The organism is Cellulomonas sp. WB94 (assembly GCF_003115775.1).
GTDB lineage: Bacteria > Actinomycetota > Actinomycetes > Actinomycetales > Cellulomonadaceae > Cellulomonas_A.
Genome location: NZ_QEES01000002.1, coordinates 68,921 through 91,726, shown reverse-complemented (window position 1 = coordinate 91,726; position 22,806 = coordinate 68,921). Strand labels below are relative to the sequence as shown.

Below are 22,806 nucleotides of genomic sequence, written 5' to 3'. Positions count from 1 at the left end.
CTGGCGGCGCACTCCTTGGACTGGGTCCGCTTTGGCCGCCCATTCTCGCCCATCCGGACGGTTGCGTCAGTACGCTCGTCATGACTCTTGTCGGCGCCAACGGTGACGCCGACGGTCGTGACATAGGGGGCTTCATGACTCGGCGATTCTCACGAACTTCCGCATTCATCTGCACAGCAGCCTTGCTCATCGCGCTAGGGTCGACGGCAGCGCAAGCCGCAGACGCGACACCTGTCAAGGAAACTGGCGCCGGAGTCATGTCCGGAGCACGCGCCCTTCACCTGGACGCCGATGCGCTGGCTGTAGCGACGGGCATGTCAGTACTCGACGCGCGACGGACCCTCGACGAACAGCAGCAGGCGGCTCAGGCGCTTTCGGCGATGCAAGCGGCCGAACCTGCACGGTTCGCCGGCGGTTGGATGGAGACAACAGCGTCAGGAGTTGTGGCTCATGCCCGATTCACTGGCGACAGCGTGCCTTCAAGCGCCTTGGCAGAGAGCACACATGTCAAGAAGGACCTTGCAGTCGTCAACGGACCGACCGCACGTGAACTTGCCGATGCATCCGACGCAATCGCTAAGACGACAACTGAGCACGACAACGTCGTCGGCACCGGAGTCGACATCTCCAGCGGTGAGGTCGTCGTCTGGGCTTCTCCTTCGAACACAGCATCGGCGATGCTTGATGTTGCGCCCGCGTTAGGGAGCGCCGAGCTTCCCGCCGCCGTGAACGAAGCCGTGGCGACCGTCCAACGGGACGGAATTCGCGTGCAGGTGCGCGCCGCGTCCGCGTCAGCGGGGAACCAGAACCGCGGTGGCGTGAACATCTCGAGTTGTACGGCCGGCTTCTCGGTCTACTACACGGGAAGCGGCCAGAGGGGTCTGCTTACAGCTGGGCACTGCCCGAACGGAGGTGCATACGCGGTCACGCCCAACGGGTCACTTTCGTATTCGAAGTCAACCTGGTCCGAGTTGTGGAACCAGACCACTGACATGCAGATCGACGTCCTGGCATCCCACACGCCGCTCAACAGCTTCTTCGGTACCTCGGCCACGACAGCCACGACTGCCACGGGAACTGGGACGGCATGGCAAGGGCAGCACCTGTGTCACCGCGGCGTCACAACCGGGTACTCATGCGGATACGTCCAGAGCACCGCGTTCGCACCAACCTGGAGCGGCGCGTGCAATAACACGACATGCGCTTCCACGTTCGTGCAGGTCTCGGGCGTGAACTTGAGCAACAACTATGGCGACAGCGGAGGCCCGTGGTTCATCGGCGGAACTGCCTACGGAATCCACATGGGTGGGACTCTGGGGCTTGGCATCTGGTCGGTCTACACGCCGATCGCCCGCTTGGCTAACTTCGGCGCCTCGCTGGTGTTGTGATGGCGAGTGCGCGGATGGCTGTCGTTGGCATGATGGTGCTAGCGCTGACGGCAGGGTGCGGCGGCTCGACACCGGCGCCTGCTCCGACCGACGTTGCCGTGTATGACGCCTCGGGAGGCGGGCCAGGCGGGCTCGCTGCGCTGTTGGCTGGCACCCTGGAGCGTGTCGATGGCTGTGTCGTGGTCCGCGGTGATGGCATCGACATGGCCAAGGACGTCGAGTACGTCCCGGTCTTCCCGCTCGGGGTCCACTGGGACGGTGACGCTCTCGTTGTCCAGGGCACCAAGTATCGGCTCGGAGAGCACGTGCAGTTCGGCGGTGGCACGCTCTCGGAAGAGTCCGCGTCCACACTTGCGGCTGAATTGCCGGTGGCGTGTGCCGGTCGGCAGTTGTGGCTGATCTCGGCACAGTAGGGCAGCCTTCGCCTCGCACCGACTGAGCACAGGTGCTCCGTCTTGCGTCTCGGCTGAGGTGGGCGATGTTTGCTGGCCCGCTGACGACCAAGTCGGCGGGCCAGTCGACGTTGCGTTACCGACGCCGGGTCTCTGGGCGATGTCGCCGCGGCCTGCGACGCGATGCGCGCCAACTCGGAGGCTGTAATCGGGACCGCCGACGTCCGCGCTCACCTGGCGGCCCGGCGGAAGGCGTGAGTCTCTCGCAGCTCCGCGTCGTCGTCCGAACCGAGGCACTCGCACGTCACGCCGTTCGCGGTCGCTCGATGAGCACCTCATCGAGTCGCGCGGCGATCCTGCGCTGGGAGTCGTCGACGGCGTGCTGGTAGTGGATGGCGGCGCGTGGGCTCGCGTGGCCCGCGCGCTCCATCAGCTCGGGGAGGGTCGCGCCCGTGGACGCCACCAGAGTGAGCGCCGAGTGGCGCTGGTCGTGCCACGTGAGGTCTTCGCGCCCGATCGCGCCGCGCGCTCTGGCGAACATCGTCGTTCGCTGGCCGCTCGACAACGGCGTCCCGTTCTGTGTCCCGAAGAGCAACGCATCGCGGCCCGGGGGAGTGAAGCGCGACATGTGCTCACGCAGCGCGGCCACGGCGACCTTGGGTAGCACCACGGTCCGCTTCCCGGCCCGGGTCTTGGGCGCGCTGAACCAGTCCTGGCCGGTTCGTCCGAGCGCCAGGGACTGCTCGACCCGCACGACGCCGGCGGCGAGGTCGACGTGCTTGCGCTGGAGGGCGAACAGTTCCCCCGCGCGCAAGCCGCTGCAGACCGCGAGGATCACGGACGCCCGGTACCGCTCGGGCATACCGTCGGCCAGCGCCCACATCTCCTCGAAGCTGACGGTGCGCCGGTCTGCGCGGTCATGAGCGTCCCGCTGCCCGGCACCCTTGATCGCGCACGGGTTCGCAGCGATCAGGTCGTCCGCGACGGCCTGCGCCATCCCGGCGTGCAGCAGCCGGTAGGCCTGCGTCGCGGCTGTCTGGCCGGCGTTGCGCCGCAACGGGCGCTCGGGTACCGATGCACCGCCGGTCGCGGCGACCCACCCGTCCCGCGCCCACCCGGGGATCCGGCCGGTGGGGGCCAACGGCGCACCCGACACCGCCGCCCACGCCCGGATCGCCGCGTTCATGCGAGTGTCGTGCTTGCCGCTGCGTTCCCACCGCTCGGTCACCCGCCGCGTCGACTCGGCCGTCACCGCGTGGTTCCACTCGCGTACCGCGGCGGGCGTCAGCGATGCCAGCGTCCGGATCCCCAGATGGACGGCCGTTGCCCGCCCAGAGGCCGCGGTCACGGGGACGGGCGCGTCGATCCAGGTGGTCAGCACCTGCTCGTACAGAGCCCGAGTCGACTCGGCGATGTCGGTGCGCGTCGCAATCCAGCCGCGGAACCACTCGCCCAGCGGCTGCTCGCCCAAGCGTGGGTCGTGCCAGGCCCCGCGGGCCATCGTGGAGACCTCGTGGGCGAGCGCCTGGTCGGCCTCGGACTTGGTCGCGAAGGTGCCGATGGTGCGCATCGCGCCGTCGGGTCCCGTGTACCTGGCCTGCCACCTTCCGGACGGCAGACGACGGATGGCGCCGCTTGCGCGGCGGTGCGAGGTGCGGTCAGTCACGGCGGGACCTCCGGGCGCTTATGGCACGTTATGGCACGACGGGCCTGCGACAAGGGTCCAGCGGGGGTCTGACACGGTCGTCGCAGGTCTCTGACCTGCGGAAACGTTGGAGCGGGTGAGGAGAATCGAACTCCCGTAGCCAGTTTGGAAGACTGGGGCTCTACCATTGAGCTACACCCGCACGGCCGGCTCGCGCCGTCCAGCGCACCTAGGTTACCGGGTCACCGGCGTCGCCCGTCCCACTACACTCGTCGCGCACGGGATGTGGCGCAGGTTGGTAGCGCGTCCGCTTTGGGAGCGGAAGGTCGTGGGTTCGAATCCCGCCATCCCGACCGATCAGTACCTCGCCCTCGGCCATGTGACGCGCCCGTGGCTTTGGGGCGTCGCCGTGCCGTGACGTAGCATCGAGGGTCGCGTGACGCGTGTCGCCTCACCCCGTCGGGTCTCCGTCGGACCTCGGGACCGGGCACGGCTCGCGCAGCACGCCACGGATGTCGCCGGAGTCGCCGGCGCCCGCCCCGAGCAGTTGGAGACCACTGAAGTGAAGAGCGCCGTCGAGACCCTGGACGCCACCAAGGTCAAGCTGACCGTCGAGGTGCCGTACGACGAGCTCAAGCCGAGCATCGACCACGCGTACCAGCACATCGCCGAGCAGGTCACCGTGCCCGGCTTCCGCAAGGGCAAGATCCCGCCCCGCATCATCGACCAGCGCGTCGGCCGCGTCGCGGTCATCGAGCACGCGGTCAACGAGGGGCTCTCGGGCTTCTACGCCGAGGCCGTCCGCGACAACAAGCTGCGGCCGATGGGTCAGCCCGCGGTCGAGGTCACGAAGATCCCCGCGCTCGAGGGCACCCCGACGGGTGTCGAGGGCGAGCTCCACTTCACCGCCGAGGTCGAGGTCCGCCCCGAGATCACGGTCCCGTCGCTCGACGCGATCGCGATCACGGTCGACGACGTCGAGGTCACCGACGAGGACGTCACCGAGCGCCTCGACGCGTTGCGTGAGCGCTTCGGCACGCTCGTCGGCGTCGACCGGCCCGCTGCCGAGGGCGACTTCGTCGTGCTCGACCTCGAGGCGACGATCGACGGGGAGACCGTCGACTCGGTCAGCGGCACGAGCTACCGCGTCGGCTCCGGCAACCTGCTCGAGGGCCTCGACGAGGCCGTGACGGGCCTGTCGGCCGGCGAGACCACGACGTTCGAGACGGCCCTCGCGGGCGGCGAGCACGCCGGCGAGCAGGCGCAGGTCTCGATCACCGCGACGACGGTCAAGGAGCGCGAGCTCCCCACGGCCGACGACGACTTCGCCCAGCTCGCGAGCGAGTTCGACACGCTCGAGGAGCTGACTGCGGACCTGCGCGAGCAGGTCGCGCGCATCAAGGCCTCCAACCAGGCCGTCCAGGCGCGCGACCAGCTCCTCGAGCAGCTCATCGCCGCGACCGAGATCCCGGTCCCGCAGGGCGTCGTCGAGGCCGAGGTGACGCGTCACCTCGAGTCCGAGGGTCGTCTCGAGGACGACGAGCACCGCGTCGAGGTCGGCGAGCAGGCCACGACGGCGCTGCGCAACCAGATCCTGCTCGACACGCTCGCGGAGAACCTCGAGATCAAGGTCAACCAGAACGAGCTGCTCGACTACCTCGTGAGCGCGTCGCGCCAGTACGGCATGGACCCGAACACGTTCATCCAGACGGTCGACCAGCAGGGGCAGATCCCGGCGATGGTCGCCGAGGTCGCCCGCTCGAAGGCGCTCGCGGTGGCGCTGCGCAAGATCGAGGTCAAGGACGGCGCCGGCAACGTCGTCGACCTGTCCGAGTTCATCGGGACGGACGCGGAGGACGCCATCGAGGCGCTCGGCGAGACGCGCGACGACGAGTCGGACATCATCTTCGACGACGAGCAGCCGGCAGCGTCGGAGCCCACGGCCTGACCTGGACGTCCTGCCCCGAGGGCCCCGCACCGCACCCGGTGCGGGGCCCTCGGCGTCGAGGGTCCGGTGCCGCTCCAGGCACGGGGCGCTGACCTGCCCCGGGGTGTGTGCGCCGACAGCGAAAACGCCCCGACGAGGGACGTTCGGGGCGGGCCCATCGCGTTAGGGTCACTGAACATGCAGGGTCCGCACCGGAATTCCGGTCGCGGACGCAGTCAGACGAAGGAGCCTTCGTGAACGACCAGACACCGGCGATCGCCCGGGCGGACTCGCCTGGATTCGGCCTCAACGACCACATCTACAACCGGTTGCTGCGCGAGCGGATCATCTGGCTGGGCTCGGAGGTCCGCGACGAGAACGCGAACGCCATCTGCGCCCAGATGATGCTTCTCGCGGCCGAGGACCCGAACAAGGACATCTTCCTGTACATCAACTCGCCCGGCGGCTCGATCACAGCCGGCATGGCGATCTACGACACCATGAAGTACATCCAGCCGGACGTGGCGACCGTCGCGATCGGCATGGCGGCCTCGATGGGCCAGTTCCTGCTCTCCTCGGGCACCAAGGGCAAGCGCTACGCCACGCCCCACGCTCGGGTCATGATGCACCAGCCCTCGGGCGGCATCGGTGGGACCGCGACCGACGTGCGGATCAATGCCCAGCTGATCCTGCACATGAAGTCGCTGCTCGCCGAGCTCATCGCCGGCCAGACCGGCAAGACGGTCGAGCAGATCACCGCCGACTCGGACCGCGACCGCTGGTTCACGGCGCCTGAGGCGCTCGAGTACGGCTTCGTCGACCACGTCGTCACCCATGCCGGGTCTGTCTCCGGCGGCGGTGGGACGACGGCGTCCTGACCGGCGCGCCGACCGTCCCCCGCGAGAGTTCGAGGAGAACCCCATGAGCATCGAGTCGCAGTTCTACGCCCGTGCCGGGCGCCTGGGTGGTCCGGGCGCATCCGGCCTGGCCCCCACCTCACCGAACGGCCGCTACGTGCTGCCCCAGTTCGAGGAGCGCACGGCCTACGGCTTCAAGCGTCAGGACCCCTACACCAAGCTGTTCGAGGACCGCATCATCTTCCTCGGTGTCCAGGTCGACGACGCGTCAGCGGATGACGTCATGGCCCAGCTGCTCGTGCTCGAGAGCACGGACCCGGACCGCGACATCATCCTGTACATCAACTCCCCGGGTGGCTCGTTCACCGCCATGACGGCGATCTACGACACCATGCAGTACATCAAGCCGCAGATCCAGACGGTGTGCCTCGGTCAGGCCGCCTCGGCCGCCGCGGTGCTGCTGGGTGCGGGCAGCCCCGGCAAGCGCCTCGCGCTGCCGAATGCCCGGATCCTGATCCACCAGCCCGCGATGGAGGGCGGCGGCTACGCGCAGGCCTCCGACATCGAGATCCAGGCCAACGAGCTCATCCGCATGCGCGAGTGGCTCGAGGAGACCCTGGCGAAGCACTCGGGCCGCACGGTCGACCAGGTGCGTCTGGACATCGAGCGCGACAAGATCCTCACGGCGGCCGAGGCCCTCGAGTACGGCCTCGTCGACCAGGTTCTCGCGTCGCGCAAGGGCGTCGTGCCGGTCGTCGTCCAGCCGGTCTGAAGCTCGACCTGCCGGGCCCGTCACGCGGGCCCGGCAGGGACACGCCGGTCTCCCGGGGGCCCGCAGGCTGACATGTCGGCGTGGGTGGTGTGCAATGGGGGGAGCACGGGGGCGACCGGTGAGGCCGCGCCCCGTCGGAGCAGGACGACGCGCCGCCCAGCCGGACGGAGAGCGACACGAGGGAAGGGGACGCACGTGGCTCGCATCGGGGACGGAGCCGATCTCCTCAAGTGCTCGTTCTGCGGGAAGTCCCAGAAGCAGGTCAAGAAGCTCATCGCGGGCCCAGGGGTCTACATCTGCGACGAGTGCATCGACCTGTGCAACGAGATCATCGAGGAAGAGCTCGCCGAGTCGACCGAGACCGCCATGGTCGACCTGCCGAAGCCCAAGGAGATCTTCGCGTTCCTCGAGCAGTACATCATCGGCCAGGAACCGGCCAAGCGGACCCTCGCGGTCGCGGTGTACAACCACTACAAGCGGATCCAGGCCGGCGAGCTCGGCCGGTCGGGCAGTGGCATCGGCGGTGACGACCCGATCGAGATCGCGAAGTCGAACATCCTGCTGATCGGCCCCACGGGCTGCGGCAAGACGTACCTCGCGCAGACCCTCGCCAAGATGCTCAACGTGCCGTTCGCGATCGCCGACGCCACCGCACTCACCGAGGCCGGCTACGTCGGCGAGGACGTCGAGAACATCCTCCTCAAGCTCATCCAGGCCGCTGACTACGACGTCAAGAAGGCCGAGACGGGCATCATCTACATCGACGAGGTCGACAAGATCGCCCGCAAGAGCGAGAACCCGTCGATCACGCGCGACGTCTCGGGCGAGGGCGTGCAGCAGGCGCTCCTGAAGATCCTCGAGGGCACGACCGCCTCGGTCCCGCCGCAGGGCGGCCGCAAGCACCCGCACCAGGAGTTCATCCAGATCGACACGACGAACGTCCTGTTCATCGTCGCCGGTGCGTTCGCGGGTCTCGACGAGATCATCACCTCGCGGGCAGGCCGCCGCGGCATCGGGTTCGGCGCGTCCCTCCACTCCGTGGACGACGTCGACGTGTTCGGCGAGGTCATGCCCGAGGACCTGCTCAAGTTCGGGCTCATCCCGGAGTTCATCGGGCGTGTCCCGGTCATCACCACGGTCTCGCCGCTCGACCGCGACGCTCTCGTCCGCATCCTCACCGAGCCGCGCAACGCGCTCGTCAAGCAGTACCAGCGGATGTTCCAGATCGACGGCGTCGAGCTGGAGTTCAGCGAGGACGCGATCGCGGCGATCGCCGACCAGGCGTTGCTGCGCGGCACCGGGGCACGCGGTCTGCGGGCGATCATGGAAGAGGTCCTCCAGCAGGTCATGTTCGAGATCCCGAGCCGGGACGACGTCGGCCGGGTCGTCATCACCCGCGGTGTCGTGCTCGAGAACGTGAACCCCACCCTGGTCCCGCGCGAGATCCAGGGACCCAAGCGGACCGAGCGCGAGAAGAGCGCGTGACCGCGGCTCCAGACGACGTCGGCTCGCAGGGGCCGCTGCCCGCTGAGCTCGTGCGGCTGCGGGGGAGCATCGACAACATCGACGCTGCGCTCGTGTACCTGCTCGCGGAGCGGTTCAAGGCCACGCAGCAGGTCGGGGTCCTGAAGGCGGCCCGAGGGCTGCCTGCCTCCGACCTCGGGCGGGAGGCGCAGCAGGTCGCGCGCCTGCGTGAGCTCGCCCACGAGGCCGACCTCGACCCCGTGTTCGCCGAGAAGTTCCTGGCCTTCATCGTCGAAGAGGTCATCCGTCACCACGAGGCCCTCGCGAACGGTCCGGCGGCCCCGGGCGCCTGACCGGGTGAGGGTGCGCGCCGGGAGTGGCGCCGGACGCTTACGTGGCGGAGGGTAGGTGGGGTCAGCACCCGGAGTGGAGTGCCGCAGAGGGCACGGCCGGGTTTGGGATCGACTCCGGAGACGTTGCCCATGGATCTGAACTGGCTCAAGCCCCTGCTCGGCCGCCCTGCCCCCTTCACGACCGTCTATCTCGACGCCACCCCCGCTGAGGCCGCCGGGTCGTCCGAGGCCTCGGACCGCTGGAAGGCGGTCCGACGCGAGCTCGAGCACCAGGGGGCCCCCGCGGCCGTCCTGGACGAGATCGGCGACCGTGCGGCACGCCCCGCCCGCGTCGCAGGGTCGCACGGGCGGGTCCTGATCGCCGACGCGGAGGGAGTCCGGGTCGACCGGGTGCTCGCGGAACCACCGGCGCAGGCACTGGCCGTCTGCGGACCTGCGCCGGCGCTGCTGCCGGCCGCGCGCGCCGCCGACGAGTCCACGCGGTACCTCCTCGTCGAGGTCGACCGTCTCGGCGCCGACCTGACCTGGTCGGAGGGTTGGGGCCTGGGCGCTGCGCCGATGGAGTCGGTCGAGGGTGGGCACGACGTGCTGCACAAGACGAACGACGGCGGCACGTCGCAGCGCAGGCTCGCGACCCGCGCGGAGGACTCCTGGGAGCGCAACGCGCAGGTGGTCGCCGCTGAGCTCGACCGGGTCGTCGAACGGCGCCATCCCGAGCTCGTGCTGCTGACGGGTGACGTGCGGGCGGTCGCGCTCGTGCAGGACGCCGTCGGCCAGCGCGTGCGAGAGATGCTCGTCGAGGTCCCAGGTGGCTCACGCGCCGACGGCATCAAGCAGGACGTGTTCGCTGCGCGGGTCTCCCAGGCGCTGCTCGACCACCGCAAGCGACGGCGCGAGCTGGTCCTCGGCCTGTTCCGGACGCAGCAGGGTCGCGGCGGGTCCGCTGTGACCGAGCTGGGCGACGTGGTCGAGGTGCTGCGGCGCGGCCAGGTGCGCGAACTGGTCCTGGAGGAGTCGGTCGCGGGCGCGTCGTCCCCGTTGGGCGAGCGTGAGCTGTGGGTCGGGCCTGAGCCCCTTCAGGTCGCTCTCACCAAGGCCGATCTCGAGGCGATGGGCGTCGAGGAGGGCGCGCGGACCCTGCGTGCCGACATCGCGCTCGTGCGCGCCGCACTCGGTCAGGATGCGGGCCTGACGTTCGCCGAGGACGGCGCCGTCGACCTCGTCGACGGGGTCGGCGCGCTGCTGCGGTGGAGCGACGGCTCCACGCCGCGGGAGTCCGTGCTCAGCCAGTCGGCCGACAGGTCCCGGCTGCGCAACGGCATCTGAGCTCGCGGACCGAGCGCGCCACCCCGGACCCCGGTGGCGCGCTCGATTCGATGCTGCTGGTTGTCAGTCGCCCGTGCGGGTGTCGACGTAGAGCGCGTCGATCTCCGCCGCGAAGTCCTTCAGCACCTGGGCGCGCTTCACCTTGAGCGACGGCGTGAGGTACCCGTTCGCCTCGCTGAAGTCGGTCGGCAGGACGTGGATCTTGCGGATCGACTCCGCGCGCGAGACCGCCTCGTTGGCGCGAGCCACGGCTCGGTCGAGCGCGGCGAGCACGACGGGGTTCGTGGCCGCGGCAGCCGGCTCCATCGGGGGCTGGCCGTGCGCCGACAGCCAGCCGGGCAGCAGCTCGGCGTCGAGCGTGACGAGAGCGCCGATGAAGGGACGGGCGTCGCCGACGACGACGACCTGACTCACGATGGGGTGGCCCCGGAGCCGGTCCTCGAGAACGGCGGGTGCGACGTTCTTGCCGCCCGCGGTCACGATGATCTCCTTGAGGCGACCGGTGATGCGCAGGTTGCCTGCCTCGTCGAACGACCCGAGGTCACCGGTGTGGAACCAGCCGTCGACGAGCGACTCGGCCGTCGCCTCCGGGTTGTTGTGGTACCCGCGGAAGATGTGCGGCCCGGCGATCGAGATCTCGCCGTCGTCCTCGATCCGCATCGACGTACCGGGGAACGGCGGGCCGACGGTGCCGATCTTGACGGACTCGGGCCGGTTGACCGAGGTCGCCGACGTCGACTCCGTCAGCCCGTATCCCTCGAGGACCTGCAGGCCGATGCCGCGGTAGAAGTGGCCGAGCCGCTCACCGAGGGGGGCGCCGCCCGAGATCGCGTACTTCGCCTTGCCACCGAGCGCGGCGCGCAGCTTGCGGTGCACGAGCGCGTCGGCAACGGCGTGCTGGGCCTTGAGCACCAGTCCGGGACCGCTGGCCGTCTCGAGAGCGCGCGAGTACGTGATCGCGACCTTGGCCGACCACCGGAAGATCCGCAGCGTCGCGCCCGCGCCGGCCTTCTGCTCGGCAGAGTTGTAGACCTTCTCGAAGACCCGGGGCACGGCGAGGATGAACGTGGGCTTGAAGGTCTCGAGGTCCGCGAGCAGGTTGCGCGTGTCAGGGGTGTGGCCCAGCACGGCGCCGGACGGGATGCACAGCACCTCGATGTACCGCGCGAAGACGTGGGCGAGCGGCATGAACAGCAGCGTGCGCGAGTCCGGCTGCGCGCAGACCTCGGCGAGGCCCAGGGTGCCGTTGAGCGTGAGCGCCACGAAGTTGCCATGCGTCAGCACGACGCCCTTCGGGCGACCCGTCGTGCCCGACGTGTAGATGATGGTGGCGACGTCGTCAGCGCCGAGCTGCGTGCTGCGGCGCTCGATCTCGGCGTCCGGGACGTCGGCGCCGTGGGCGACAAGCGCCGCGATACCCCCCTCGTCGATGACGACGACCTCGCCGAGGCCCGGCAGCTCAGCGCGGGCGTTCTCGACGACGGCAGCGTGGGCGGCGGTCTCGACGATCGCGAGCCGCACGTCGGAGTCGGACAGGATCCAGCGCACCTGGTCGGACGACGACGTCTCGTAGACCGGCACGCTGATGGCGCCCGCGGCCCAGATCGCGAAGTCGGCGACGGTCCACTCGTAGCGCGTGTGCGACATGATCGAGACGTGGTCGCCGGGTGCGATCCCGTGCGCGACGAGCCCCTTGGCCACCGCCGCCACCTCAGCCGCGAAGGCGGCCGCGGTGACGGGCGTCCAGGTGCCGCCGAGACCCGACGAACGCTCGATCACCGTCCCGTGCCGGCTGCGGGCCACCCGCTTGGCGAGCAGTCCCGGGATGCTCCAGGCCGGGTCGGCGTCGACGAGGCTCGGGGACGTGATCTCGCGCATCGGTGCTCCAGGTCAGCGGGGGTCGGGCACGTCGACACTAGTCGGCGGTTGTGCCTCGCGCTGCAGCGGCGTGCGTCGGGTCGACGACCCGCTGGAGGAACGTGCGGGTGCGCTCCTCGCGCGGCGAGGAGATGACCTGCTCGGCGGGCCCCATCTCGACGACCTGGCCGTCGTCCATGAACACCACGCGGTCGCCGACCTCACGGGCGAACGCCATCTCGTGGGTGACGACGAGCATCGTCATGCCGGCCTCGGCCAGGTCGCGCATGACGGCCAGGACGTCGCCGACGAGCTCGGGGTCGAGGGCCGACGTCGGCTCGTCGAAGAGCATGAGGTGCGGGTCCATGCTCAGCGCGCGCGCGATGGCGACCCGCTGCTGCATGCCGCCCGAGAGCTGCGCGGGGTGGGCGCCGGCCCGGTCGGCGAGCCCGACGAGCGTGAGGTTGGCCATCGCGACCCGCTCGGCCTCGGCCTTCGAGCGCTTCAGCACGTTGCGCTGGGCGAGCGTGCAGTTGTCGAGGACCGTGCGGTGCGTGAACAGGTTGAACTGCTGGAACACCATGCCGACGTGCGTCCGGACGTGGTCGATGTCCACGTCGGGGTCGGTGACGTCGGTGCCGAGGACGCGGACCGTGCCCGCCGTCGGCTGCTCGAGGAGGTTGACGCAGCGCAGCAGCGTGGACTTGCCGGAGCCCGAGGGGCCGATGATGCAGACGACCTCGCCCGGTGCGACCTGCAGGTCGATGCCACGCAGCACCTCGCGCTCGCCGAACGACTTGTGCAGGCCGCGGATGTCGACGACGGGCGCGCCGCCCTGGCCGGCCGTGGGGCTGGTGCTCATGGGCGGTGGCCCCTCCGCTGCGGCGCTCGAGCCAGCGGGCGAGGAACCCGAGCGGGATGGTGATGATCAGGTACGCGGCGCCGACGACGAACAGGCCGGTCAGTCCGCCCGTGGCCTTGTTGAGGGCATCACGGCCGATGTAGGTGAGATCGAACTGTGGCGCCTTGAGGCCGAGAAGGAACACGAGCGAGGTGTCCTTGGTCAGCAGGATGAACTCGTTCGTCATCGGCGGGAGCACGATGCGGAACGCCTGCGGGATGACGACGGTCATCATCGTGCGGGCGTGCGACATGCCGAGCGACCGGGCCGCCTCGATCTGGCCGCGGGGAACAGCCTGGATCCCGGCCCGGAGCGTCTCGGCGATGTAGGCCGCCGAGACCAGTCCGAGCGCCAGCGCGATCTTCACGAGCAGGGACCCGATGTTCACCCCGAACGCGATGGGCACCGCGAAGCCGAACGCGACGACGACGAGCAGTGCGGGGATGCCGCGGAAGAACTCGATGTAGGTCGTCGCGATCCACCGGTACGGGCGCACCGACGAGAGCTTCATCAGCGCGAGCAGCGTGCCGAGGCTGAGACCGACCGCGAACGCCGCGAGCGTGTACAGCACCGTGTTCCGGATGCCCGTCGGCAGCTGGTGGCTGATCTGCGCGGCCGCCGTCGGGTTGAAGAACGACGTCCCGATGCGTGACCAGTCGGTCACCGCGCCGACCGCGGCGAGGGCGACGAGCAGCACCGCGTACTGGATGCCGCGCGCCGTCCGGGCGCGCTGACGCGGGCTCCGGCCGGTGCGGGGAGCCAGCGCCAGCGACTCGTCGTCCGTCACGGCCATGTCAGCTGCCCGTGGGAGCGGTGCCGATGCGCGCGGTGTAGATCGCGTCGTAGGTGCCGTCCGCGTGGATGCGCGCGAGGGTCGTGTTGATCGCGGTGACCAGCGCGGTGTTCCCCTTCTTCACGCCGAGGCCGTACTGCTCACCCGTCGAGAAGTTGGCCGCGACCTTGAAGCCCTGGCTGACGAACGGGCCGAGCACCGCGATGTCGTTGACCACCGCGTCGACCTGACCGGTCTTCAGGGCCTGGATCTGCAGGCCCAGGTCCTCGAACGTGACGGCCTCGAGGCCGTTGTCCTTGGCCCAGGTCTCGCCCGTGGTCGCCTGCTGGACGGCGATGTTCTTCCCCTTGAGGGACGCGATGTCCTTGAGGTCGGAGCCCTCGGCGACGAGCAGGCCCTGGTCGGCGTTGAAGTACGGGTCGGAGAAGTCGATCTTGGCCTGACGGTCCGGGGTGATCGTGATGCCCGACGCCACGACGTCGCACGAGCCGGTGTCGAGGTTCGCGCCCGACTGGATGCCCTCGAACGGCGTCACTGTCGTCACGAGCTCGACGCCGAGGTCCTTGGCGACCTCACCGACGATGTCGATGTCGAGCCCGACGATGTTGCCCGACGCGTCGCTGAACTCGAACGGCTCGTACGGCGGGTTGGTGCACACGGTGAGCTTGCCGGGGTCGACGAGGGTGACGTCGGCCGTCGCGGCAGTGCTCGCTGCCGAGCTGCCCTCGGTGGCAGCCGTGCTCGCCGCGGGGCTGCTCGACGACGCGCATCCGGTCAGCGCAAGGGCGGCCGCGAGGCCGAGGGGGATCAGACGCAGGGCGGTCTTCATGACGGCAGTCCTCTCAAAGGTGGCTGCATGAGTATGCACTCGGGACACTAGATATTCAAGTTGGAGGGCTTCGGCTCCGCGGGGAGCAGCTCGGCGTCGCGGGCGGCCACGGACTCGACCTCGGCGGTCTCGATCGTCAGCGTCCCGGTGACCCGGCCCGCCGCCCGCACGTCGTCGAGCGCGACCTCGATGCCGGCCCGCAGCGCCGCCGGGACGACCAGGGTGACCGCGGCGATCTCGGTCCGCATCGACACCTTGGCCTCGGACTTCACCTTGCGCAAGGCGGCGAGCGCCGAGCCCGCGGCCGTGACGACGACCGGGTCGGCGTCGCCTGCGGCGGCGCGCAGCGGCTCCGACGTCGGCCATGCGGCGCGGTGCACCGAGCCCTCGCGCCACCACGACCAGACCTCCTCCGTCGCGAACGGCAGCACCGGTGCGAACAGTCGCAGCAGGGTGTCGAGCGCGATGCCGAGCGCGGCGCGCGCGGAGGCCGTGTCGGCCGAGACGTCGGACTCGACGGCGCCGCCCGCGTACGCGCGGTCCTTGACCAGCTCGAGGTAGTCGTCGCAGAAGGCCCAGAAGAAGGTCTCGGTCAGCTCGAGCGCGCGCGTGTGGTCGTACTGCTCGAGCGCGGCCGTCGCGCGGTCGACGACGTCGGCGAGGCCTGCGAGCATCGCGCGGTCGAGCGCGACCGTCACGAGGCCGGCGTCGAGCAGCGCGGCGCGCTCGTCGGGCGCCCCGAACGCGAGGACGAACTTGCTCGCGTTGAGCACCTTGATCGCGAGCCGGCGGCCGATCTTCATCTGCCCGATCTCGAACGCCGCATCCGTCCCGAGCCGGGCCGACGCCGCCCAGTACCGCACCGCGTCGGAGCCGTGCTCCTCGAGCAGGCCCATCGGCGTGACGACGTTGCCCTTGGACTTGCTCATCTTCTTGCGGTCCGGGTCGAGGATCCAGCCCGAGATCGCGGCGTCGGACCACGGCAGGCTGCCGTGCTCGAGGTGCGAGCGCACGACCGTCGAGAACAGCCACGTGCGGATGATGTCCTGGCCCTGCGGACGCAGGTTCATCGGGAAGACGCGTGCGAACAGGTCCGGGTCCGCGAGCCACCCGCCGGCGATCTGCGGCGTCAGCGAGCTCGTCGCCCAGGTGTCCATGATGTCGGGGTCGCCCACGAACCCACCGGGAACGCCGCGCTGGTCGGGCGTGTACCCGGCCGGGACGTCGGCGGACGGGTCGATCGGCAGGTCCTGCTCGGGCGGGGCGATCGGCGCGTCGTAGCGCGGCTCGCCGTCGGCGTCGAGCGGGTACCAGACCGGGATCGGCACACCGAAGAAGCGCTGGCGCGAGATCAGCCAGTCGCCGTTGAGGCCACCGACCCAGTTCTGGTAGCGGACGGCCATGAAGTCCGGGTGGAACTTCAGCTCGTCGCCGCGCGCGAGGAGCGTGTCGCGCAGCTCGGCGTCGCGCCCGCCGTTGCGGATGTACCACTGGCGGCTCGTGACGATCTCGAGGGGCTTGTCACCCTTCTCGTAGAAGTTGGCCTTGCGCTGGGTCGCGACCGGCTCGCCGTCCAGGTCGCCCGCCTCACGCAGCGCGTCCACGACGATCGTCCGCGCGGAGAACGTCGTCTTGCCCGCGAGCTGGACGAACACGGCCGTGCCCGCGGCCGACGTGATCCAGTCCGGGGTCTCGCGGGTCAGGCGGCCGTCGCGGGTGAGGACCGACCGCGTCGGCAGCTGCAGCTCGCGCCACCACTGGACGTCGGTCAGGTCGCCGAACGTGCAGCACATCGCGATGCCGGCGCCCTTCTCGGGCTCGGCCATCGTGTGCGCGAGCACCGGGATCTCGACGCCGAACAGGGGCGAGGTCACCGTCGTGCCGAACAGGTGCTGGTAGCGCTCGTCGTCGGGGTGCGCGATGAGCGCGACGACGGCCGGCAGCAGCTCGGGCCTGGTCGTCTCGATGTACACCGGGGAGCCGTCGGGACGGTGGAACGCGACCTTGTGGAACGCCCCGGGGTAGTCGCGCGCCTCGAGCTCTGCCTGCGCGACGGCCGTCTGGAACGTCACGTCCCACAGCCCGGGTGCCTCGGCCGTGTACGCCTCGCCACGTGCGAGGTTCCGCACGAACGCGGTCTGGGCGACCGTCTGGGCGTCGCGGCCGATGGTCTGGTAGTTGTGCGACCAGTCGACGCTCAGGCCGAGGTGGCGCCACAGCGCCTCGAACTGCTGCTCGTCCTCGGCGCTGAGCCGCACGCAGAGCTCGACGAAGTTCCGGCGGCTGATCGGCAGCTGGTCGGCGGCGCGGACGCTCTTGCCGTCGGCGCCCTCGAACGGCGGCGTGAACCCCTCGGTGTACGGCAGCGACGGGTCGCAGCGCACCCCGTAGTAGTTCTGCACGCGGCGCTCGGTCGGCAGGCCGTTGTCGTCCCACCCCATCGGGTAGAAGACCTCGAGGCCGCGCATGCGCTGGAACCGCGCGACGACGTCGGTGTGCGTGTAGGAGAACACGTGCCCGACGTGCAGCGAGCCCGAGACGGTCGGCGGCGGGGTGTCGATCGAGTACACCTGCTCGCGCGTGCGGGTCCGGTCGAACGCGTACGTGCCACGGTCCGCCCAGGCGGCGTCCCAGCGCGTCTCGAGACCGTCGAGCGAGACCTTGTCCGGTACCTGCTCCGCCGTCGTGCTCGGGATGGTCGGGCCGGTCGGGGGCTGCTCGGGGTTCAAGGCGCTCATGGTCAGCCATCTTCCCAGATGCTGGTGCGGGTCCGCGCAGGCATGTGACGCCGGCCACCGGAACCTGCGCGAAACGAGGACTGGCTAGGCTCGTCGAGGCGGTTTCGCACGAGGGGCTCGACGAGCGGGAGACGGTGACGGTGGCGGTGGGCCAGGAACAGGCTGCGGGGGAGCGAGGGCTGTCGATCGGGTACGCGGCGATGCTCGAGCAGTTCCACCCGACCGAGGCGATCGAGCTCGCGGTGCATGCCGAGTCGCGCGGGTTCTCTGGCGTCATGGCTGCGGACCACTTCCAGCCGTGGGTCCCGGCGCAGGGCCAGTCGGCGTTCGTCTGGAACGTGCTCGCGGCCCTCGGGGAGCGCACCCGCGGCGACATCGGTCCCGGCGTGACCGCCCCGACGTTCCGCTGGCACCCCGCGATGGTCGCGCAGGCCTCGGCGACCCTCGCGGCCATGTACCCGGGGCGGCACTGGCTCGGCATCGGGTCGGGGGAGGCGCTCAACGAGCACGTCGTCGCGCCGTACTGGCCCGAGGCGCCCGAGCGCATCAACCGCATGTTCGAGGCGGTCGAGCTCATCAAGAAGCTGTTCCACGCCTCGGTCGCCGGACGGGACGTCAAGCACGCCGGGACGTACTACAAGCTGGAGTCCACCCGGTTGTGGACCATGCCGGAGGTCGCGCCCGAGGTCCTGATCGCGACCGCCGGGCCCGTCACAGCCAAGCGCGCCGGGCGCGTCGCCGACGGGCTCATCACGGTCGGCGCGCCGCTCGAGAAGATCGCCGGGCTGTTCCAGCGGTTCGACGAGGGCGCCCGGGAGTCCGGTCGTGACCCCGCCACGCTGCCGAAGGTGCTCCAGCTGCACCTGTCATGGGCGCCCACCGACGAGGAGGCGATGGCCAACGCCCTGACCGAGTGGCCGAACGGGGGCATGCGCTTCCCCAAGGCGGACATCCGGTCGCCGTTCGACTTCGAGCAGATGGCCCGGCTCGTGCGGCCGGAGGACTTCGCGGGACGGCTCGTGGTCTCCGCGGACCCCGACGTGCACCGGGCGGAGATCCAGCGCTTCGCCGACCTCGGCTTCGACCGGATCTACCTGCACAACGTCGGCCGCAACCAGCGGGAGTGGATCGACGTGTTCGGCCGCGACGTCCTGCCCGGGCTCGTGCGATGAGCGCGGCACCCGGCTCCGGGGCGAGCGCCGAGATGCGCGCGTGGGCGCCCGACGGGCTCGCCGAGGTCCGCCCGGGGGACGACCTCGTGATGCTGCTCGGCGCGCTCTTCGAGGCCGCCGCCCCCGGGCAGCGCCTGGCCGACGGTGACATCGTGGTCGTCACGAGCAAGATCGTCTCCAAGGCCGAGGGGCGGGTCGTCGCCGCGGTCGACCGCGAGCAGGCCATCACCGACGAGACGGTCCGGGTGGTCGCCACCCGGGAGCACGCGGGCGGCATCACCCGCATCGTCGAGAACCGGCTCGGCCTCGTGATGGCCGCCGCCGGGGTGGACGCGAGCAACACGGCCGACGGCACGGTGCTGCTGCTGCCGATCGACCCGGACGCGTCGGCCCGGACGCTGCGGGCGGGCCTGCAGGAGCGGTTCGGTGTGCATCTCGCGGTGGTCGTCACCGACACCGCCGGACGCCCGTGGCGCCTCGGGCAGACCGACATCACGATCGGTGCGGCGGGCCTCCTGGTGATCGACGACCTGCGCGGCACGGTGGACACGTTCGGCCGCACGCTCCAGGCCAGCATGGCGGCCGTCGCCGACGAGGTCGCGGCGGCGGCCGAGCTCGTCAAGGGCAAGGCCACGGGACGCCCCGTCGCGGTCGTGCGTGGCCTCGCGCACCTCGTGACCGACGACGACGGACCCGGTGCGCGCTCGCTCGTCCGGGTCGGCCCGGACGACATGTTCGCGTCCGGCAGCGCCGAGGCCTACGCGCAGGGCTGGAAGGACGCGACCGACGGCGCGACCGACGCCGGCCCCTCGGCGCCGTGACGAGACCTGCGGTGGGCCCGGCGGTCGGCCCCGCGGTGACGAGCGACCGCGCGGCGGCCGTGCGGTGGACGCTCGTCGTGCCGGTCAAGGATGCGCGCCTCGGCAAGACGCGCCTCGCGGAGCACCTGGATGACCCGGGCCGCATCGCGCTCGTGCGCGCCATGGCTGCGGACACCCTCGCCGCCGCCGCGGCGACCGCACAGGTCGACCGGCTCGTCGTCGTCACGGGTGACCCCGAGGTGGCACGGCTTGCGCCCGCCACGGTCGGTGCGGACGTCGACGTCGTCGCCGAGACGCAGCCGCGCGGTCTCGACGCCGCGGTCCGGGCAGGGCTCGCGCGGGCGCGGGCCCTGGACCCGGGAAGCGGTGTCGGAGTCCTGCTCGGCGACCTCCCGGCCCTGCGTCCTGGCGACCTCGCGGCGGTCCTCGACGCGGCCACCGCGCACCCCCGCTCGTTCGTCCCGGACGCGGACGGCACCGGGACGACGCTCCTCCTGGCGCTGCCCGGCGCCGACGTGGACCCGTGCTTCGGTCCGGGATCGGCCCGCGCCCACACCGACCGGGGTCACGTGCGGCTCGACGTCCCGCCGGGATCGACCGTGCGTCGCGACGTCGACGTGCGCGAGGACCTGCGGGCCGTGCGCGTGCTCGGACCGGGACCCCGCACGTGCGCGGTGCTCGACGAGCTCGGCCCGGCGGAGCTGGCCGGGTAGTCGGCTCAGAGCCCCACGAGAGCGAGGGCGTCGGCGGCGATGCGCGCCGTCGTCGGCACGTCCGTCATGAGGGTCGAGGCCGCACCGGCGCGGAACCCGTCGGCGACGAGGCCGTCGACCACGTCCGCGTCCACCTCGTCGACGAGCCACGCGTCGAGCAGCCCGCCCGCCGACCGCGGGCCGTAGCGCCGCGCGACCGCGGCGGCGCTGGTCTCGACCCCGATCGCGAGCAGGCACGCGTCGGCCATGCCCCGCACGGGTGCTCCGCCGACGATGGGGGAGACGCCCACGACGGCGGCCGACGTCGAGGCGACGGCGGCGCGCACCCCCGGGATCGCGAGGATCGTCCCGACCGACACGACGGGGTTCGACGGCGGGAGCACGACGACGTCCGCCCCGGCGATGGCGTCGAGCACTCCGGGGGCAGGGGTGGCACCGGCCAGACCGACCTGCTCGAACCGGAGGGCCGGCAGCGCGGCGCGGTGCCGGACCCACCACTCCTCGAAGTGCAGGAGCCGTTCGTCGCCGTGGTCCCCGGCGACGACGACGTGCGTCTCGACCTCCTGGTCGCTCATCGGCAGCAGGCGGGCGCCCGGGTGCCAGCGCTCGCACAGCCGCGCGGTGACCTCGGAGAGCGGGAGCCCGGCGCGCAGCAGCTGGGTGCGGGCGAGGTGGGTCGCGAGGTCGAGGTCGCCGAGCGTGAACCAGTCCCACCCGACGTCGTACGCGGCCAGGTCGTCGGACACGCGCCGGCTCTCGTCGCGGCGACCCCAGCCCTGGTCCTCGTGGACGGCGCCTCCGAGCGTGTACATGACCGTGTCGAGGTCGGGGCACACGCGAACGCCGTGCAGCCACATGTCGTCGCCGGTGTTGACGACGACCGTGATCTCGGCGGTCGTGCCGCCCGCGCCATCGGGCAGCCGCTGGGCGAGCAGATGACGCAGCCCACGCGTGAAGCGCGCGCCGCCGACGCCGCCGGCGAGGACCGTGACCTTCATCTCGACCCCGTCCCGGGTGCTCGGCCGTGCTGATCGTCGTGCTCCTGGAAGGCGATCACCGGGCGGCCCGTGCGCGGGTGCACCAGCACGTCGGCCTCGACCCCGTAGACGTCGCGCAGGAGCTGGGGGGTCAGGACGTCGCGCGGGTGCCCGGCCGCCGCGAGCCGGCCGTCGGCCAGCACGAGCACGTGCTCGCAGAACGCCGCCGCGAGGTTGAGGTCGTGCAGGGCGGCGACGGTCGTGATCCCGAGGTCCCGCACGAAGGTCAGCAGGTGCAGCTGCGCGCTGATGTCCAGGTGGTTCGTCGGCTCGTCGAGCAGCAGCAGCTCGGGCTCCTGCGCGAGTGCTCGGGCGATGAGGACGCGCTGCCGCTCACCACCCGAGAGGGTCGACCAGGCGCGGTCGGCGAGGTGGTCGGCGCCCGCGCTCCGGAGCGAGCGCAGCACGACCGTCGCGTGCGTGCCGTCGGGGTCGGTGCCCCACCGGGTCCGGTACGGGATGCGGCCGAGCGCGACGACCTCCGAGACGCTGAGGGGGACCGAGCTCGCCGACTCCTGCTCGAGCAGGGCGATGCGCCGCGCACGGGCGGTGCGGGCGAGCCGGTGGACCGGGGCGGTCGGCGCGGTGTCGTCGGGCCCCGCGTTCACCAGCACCGCGCCCTCCTCGGGGTCGAGCAGCCCGGCGACCAGCCGCAGCAGGGTCGTCTTCCCGGCGCCGTTCGGACCGAGCAGCCCGGTGAGGCGACCCGCGGGCGGGGTCGCATCGATGCCGTCGACGACCCAGCGACCGCCGAGCCGGGTGCGCAGCCCGCTGATCGTCAGCTCCACGCCGCACCTCGTCCGCGGCGCAGCAGGAACGCGAACACGGGGACGCCGATGAGCGCCGTCACGATCCCGACGGGAAGCTCGCGCGGGTCGAAGACCGTCCGTGCGGCGGTGTCGGCCCACACGAGGAAGACGGCGCCGACGAGCGCGACGACCGGCAGAAGGCGGCGGTGCGCCGGGCCGGTCACGACCGAGACGGCGTGCGGAAGGATCAGCCCGACGAACCCGATCGCACCGCTCACGGCCACGAGAGCGCCGGTGAGCAGCGCGACCAGGGTCATCAGTCCCCACCGGAGTCGTTCGACGTCGATGCCGAGCGCGGCTGCCGCGGTGTCACCGAACGCGAACGCGTCCAGCTTTCCCCCCTGGGCGAGCAGCACCGCGCCGACGACCGTCAGCGCCCCGCCCGCGATCGCCACGGACTGCCACGTCGTCCCCGCGAGCGAGCCCATGAGCCAGCTGAGGATCTCGCGGTAGGAGTCGCCGGTCGCGGTCCAGAAGATCACGAACGACGTCCCGGCCGCGCAGAGCTGCGAGATCGCCAGCCCCGCGAGGACGGCGCGGCCCGGGGTCAGCACCCCGCCGGTGCGCGCGAGCGTCAGCGTCGCGACGAGCGCCAGCAGCGCACCCGCGAACGCCGCGACCGGCAGGAGGAGGCCGATCCCGACGATGAGCACGGCGACCGCACCGAGCGACGCGCCGGACGACAGGCCGAGCAGGTACGGGTCGGCGAGCGGGTTGCGCGTGAGGCTCTGCATGACGGCGCCGCCGAGCGCGAGGCCGGCGCCCACCGCCGCGGCGGTGAGCACGCGCGGCAGGCGCAGGTCCCACACGATCGCGTCGGTCAACCGGGGCACGCTCGCCGTCGACAGCCCGAGGTGCCGACCGATCGCCCGGAGCACGTCCGCGGCGGCGATGTCCGCAGGCCCGATGGTCACGGCGACGACCACCGTTGCCACGAGCGCGACGACGAGCACCGGCAGGACGAGCCGCAGCGGCGGCCTGAACCCCCGCCGCTCGATCGGGGCCGGCGGCA

At 71.2% G+C, this 22,806-nt stretch carries 19 protein-coding genes, 2 tRNA genes and 1 pseudogene; 12 read left to right on the top strand and 10 right to left on the bottom strand.

Annotation, left to right across the window (positions count from 1 at the left end; genetic code table 11):
* Positions 1 to 80 precede the first annotated feature (80 nt).
* A complete protein-coding gene (locus DDP54_RS17915; RefSeq protein ID WP_146192333.1) occupies positions 81 to 1,388 on the top strand; it encodes a hypothetical protein in 1,308 nt (435 codons plus the stop codon).
* Between the two features lie 14 nt (positions 1,389 to 1,402).
* Positions 1,403 to 1,801, top strand: a complete 399-nt coding sequence (locus DDP54_RS01515; RefSeq protein WP_146192332.1) for a hypothetical protein — start codon at positions 1,403 to 1,405, stop codon at positions 1,799 to 1,801.
* A 283-nt stretch (positions 1,802 to 2,084) separates the two neighbouring features.
* On the opposite strand, the gene DDP54_RS01510 is transcribed toward DDP54_RS01515, so the two are convergent.
* Both DDP54_RS01510 and DDP54_RS01505 read right to left on the bottom strand, forming a co-directional pair.
* The gene (locus DDP54_RS01510; protein WP_146192331.1) at positions 2,085 to 3,446 is read right to left on the bottom strand and encodes a site-specific integrase; all 1,362 of its coding nucleotides are present in this window, start codon (positions 3,444 to 3,446) and stop codon (positions 2,085 to 2,087) included.
* Positions 3,447 to 3,553: 107 nt separating this feature from the next.
* Positions 3,554 to 3,627: transfer RNA gene (locus tag DDP54_RS01505), tRNA-Gly, on the bottom strand.
* A gap of 77 nt (positions 3,628 to 3,704) precedes the next feature.
* Between DDP54_RS01505 and DDP54_RS01500 the strand changes: the two genes are divergently transcribed.
* The 7 genes from DDP54_RS01500 (at position 3,705) to DDP54_RS01470 (ending at position 10,124) form a co-directional block, all read left to right on the top strand.
* Positions 3,705 to 3,778 (top strand) — tRNA-Pro (locus DDP54_RS01500).
* A 209-nt stretch (positions 3,779 to 3,987) separates the two neighbouring features.
* Entirely contained in the window at positions 3,988 to 5,373 is a 1,386-nt protein-coding gene (gene tig / locus DDP54_RS01495) for a trigger factor (protein WP_109132253.1), read from the top strand.
* Between the two features lie 233 nt (positions 5,374 to 5,606).
* On the top strand, positions 5,607 to 6,230 hold the full coding sequence (locus DDP54_RS01490) for an ATP-dependent Clp protease proteolytic subunit (RefSeq protein ID WP_109130262.1): 624 nt from the start codon (positions 5,607 to 5,609) through the stop codon (positions 6,228 to 6,230).
* A gap of 43 nt (positions 6,231 to 6,273) precedes the next feature.
* Complete coding sequence (locus tag DDP54_RS01485) at positions 6,274 to 6,981, top strand: ATP-dependent Clp protease proteolytic subunit (protein WP_109130261.1); 708 nt, start codon at positions 6,274 to 6,276, stop codon at positions 6,979 to 6,981.
* Between the two features lie 195 nt (positions 6,982 to 7,176).
* On the top strand, positions 7,177 to 8,466 hold the full coding sequence (gene clpX, locus DDP54_RS01480; RefSeq protein WP_109130260.1) for an ATP-dependent Clp protease ATP-binding subunit ClpX: 1,290 nt from the start codon (positions 7,177 to 7,179) through the stop codon (positions 8,464 to 8,466).
* Positions 8,463 to 8,798, top strand: a complete 336-nt coding sequence (locus tag DDP54_RS01475; protein WP_109130259.1) for a chorismate mutase — start codon at positions 8,463 to 8,465, stop codon at positions 8,796 to 8,798. The genes clpX and DDP54_RS01475 overlap by 4 nt, the downstream gene beginning before the upstream one ends.
* Positions 8,799 to 8,927: 129 nt before the next feature.
* Positions 8,928 to 10,124, top strand: a complete 1,197-nt coding sequence (locus DDP54_RS01470) for a Vms1/Ankzf1 family peptidyl-tRNA hydrolase (RefSeq protein WP_109130258.1) — start codon at positions 8,928 to 8,930, stop codon at positions 10,122 to 10,124.
* A gap of 63 nt (positions 10,125 to 10,187) precedes the next feature.
* On the opposite strand, the gene DDP54_RS01465 is transcribed toward DDP54_RS01470, so the two are convergent.
* The 5 genes and pseudogenes from DDP54_RS01465 to valS form a co-directional block, all read right to left on the bottom strand.
* A complete protein-coding gene (locus DDP54_RS01465) occupies positions 10,188 to 12,002 on the bottom strand; it encodes an AMP-dependent synthetase/ligase (RefSeq protein WP_109130257.1) in 1,815 nt (604 codons plus the stop codon).
* Between the two features lie 37 nt (positions 12,003 to 12,039).
* The gene (locus tag DDP54_RS18480; RefSeq protein WP_109130256.1) at positions 12,040 to 12,843 is read right to left on the bottom strand and encodes an amino acid ABC transporter ATP-binding protein; all 804 of its coding nucleotides are present in this window, start codon (positions 12,841 to 12,843) and stop codon (positions 12,040 to 12,042) included.
* Positions 12,844 to 12,859: 16 nt separating this feature from the next.
* Positions 12,860 to 13,675: pseudogene (locus tag DDP54_RS18475) on the bottom strand (amino acid ABC transporter permease); the annotation flags it as partial.
* 1 nt (position 13,676) lies between these two features.
* The gene (locus DDP54_RS01450) at positions 13,677 to 14,504 is read right to left on the bottom strand and encodes a transporter substrate-binding domain-containing protein (RefSeq protein ID WP_109130255.1); all 828 of its coding nucleotides are present in this window, start codon (positions 14,502 to 14,504) and stop codon (positions 13,677 to 13,679) included.
* A gap of 47 nt (positions 14,505 to 14,551) precedes the next feature.
* On the bottom strand, positions 14,552 to 17,242 hold the full coding sequence (valS, locus tag DDP54_RS01445; RefSeq protein WP_109130254.1) for a valine--tRNA ligase: 2,691 nt from the start codon (positions 17,240 to 17,242) through the stop codon (positions 14,552 to 14,554).
* A gap of 140 nt (positions 17,243 to 17,382) precedes the next feature.
* Here valS and DDP54_RS01440 point away from each other — a divergent pair, with 140 nt between their 5' ends.
* From DDP54_RS01440 to cofC, 3 genes are read left to right on the top strand one after another with little or no spacing between them, the layout of a single operon-like run.
* Complete coding sequence (locus tag DDP54_RS01440; RefSeq protein WP_277949573.1) at positions 17,383 to 18,414, top strand: TIGR03557 family F420-dependent LLM class oxidoreductase; 1,032 nt, start codon at positions 17,383 to 17,385, stop codon at positions 18,412 to 18,414.
* Positions 18,411 to 19,235, top strand: coding sequence for a coenzyme F420-0:L-glutamate ligase (locus DDP54_RS01435; protein ID WP_109130253.1), 825 nt, complete (start codon positions 18,411 to 18,413; stop codon positions 19,233 to 19,235). The genes DDP54_RS01440 and DDP54_RS01435 overlap by 4 nt, the downstream gene beginning before the upstream one ends.
* Positions 19,232 to 19,948, top strand: coding sequence for a 2-phospho-L-lactate guanylyltransferase (cofC, locus tag DDP54_RS01430; RefSeq protein WP_197711277.1), 717 nt, complete (start codon positions 19,232 to 19,234; stop codon positions 19,946 to 19,948). The genes DDP54_RS01435 and cofC overlap by 4 nt, the downstream gene beginning before the upstream one ends.
* Positions 19,949 to 19,953: 5 nt before the next feature.
* Here the strand turns inward: cofC and cofD are convergent, their stop codons facing one another.
* The 3 genes from cofD to DDP54_RS01415 are packed head-to-tail and all read right to left on the bottom strand — an operon-like array spanning position 19,954 to position 22,792.
* On the bottom strand, positions 19,954 to 20,946 hold the full coding sequence (cofD, locus tag DDP54_RS01425; RefSeq protein ID WP_109130252.1) for a 2-phospho-L-lactate transferase: 993 nt from the start codon (positions 20,944 to 20,946) through the stop codon (positions 19,954 to 19,956).
* Complete coding sequence (locus tag DDP54_RS01420; protein ID WP_109130251.1) at positions 20,943 to 21,773, bottom strand: ATP-binding cassette domain-containing protein; 831 nt, start codon at positions 21,771 to 21,773, stop codon at positions 20,943 to 20,945. Before DDP54_RS01420 ends, cofD begins: the two co-directional genes overlap by 4 nt.
* Positions 21,764 to 22,792, bottom strand: coding sequence for a putative F420-0 ABC transporter permease subunit (locus tag DDP54_RS01415; protein WP_242448418.1), 1,029 nt, complete (start codon positions 22,790 to 22,792; stop codon positions 21,764 to 21,766). Before DDP54_RS01415 ends, DDP54_RS01420 begins: the two co-directional genes overlap by 10 nt.
* Positions 22,793 to 22,806 lie beyond the last annotated feature (14 nt).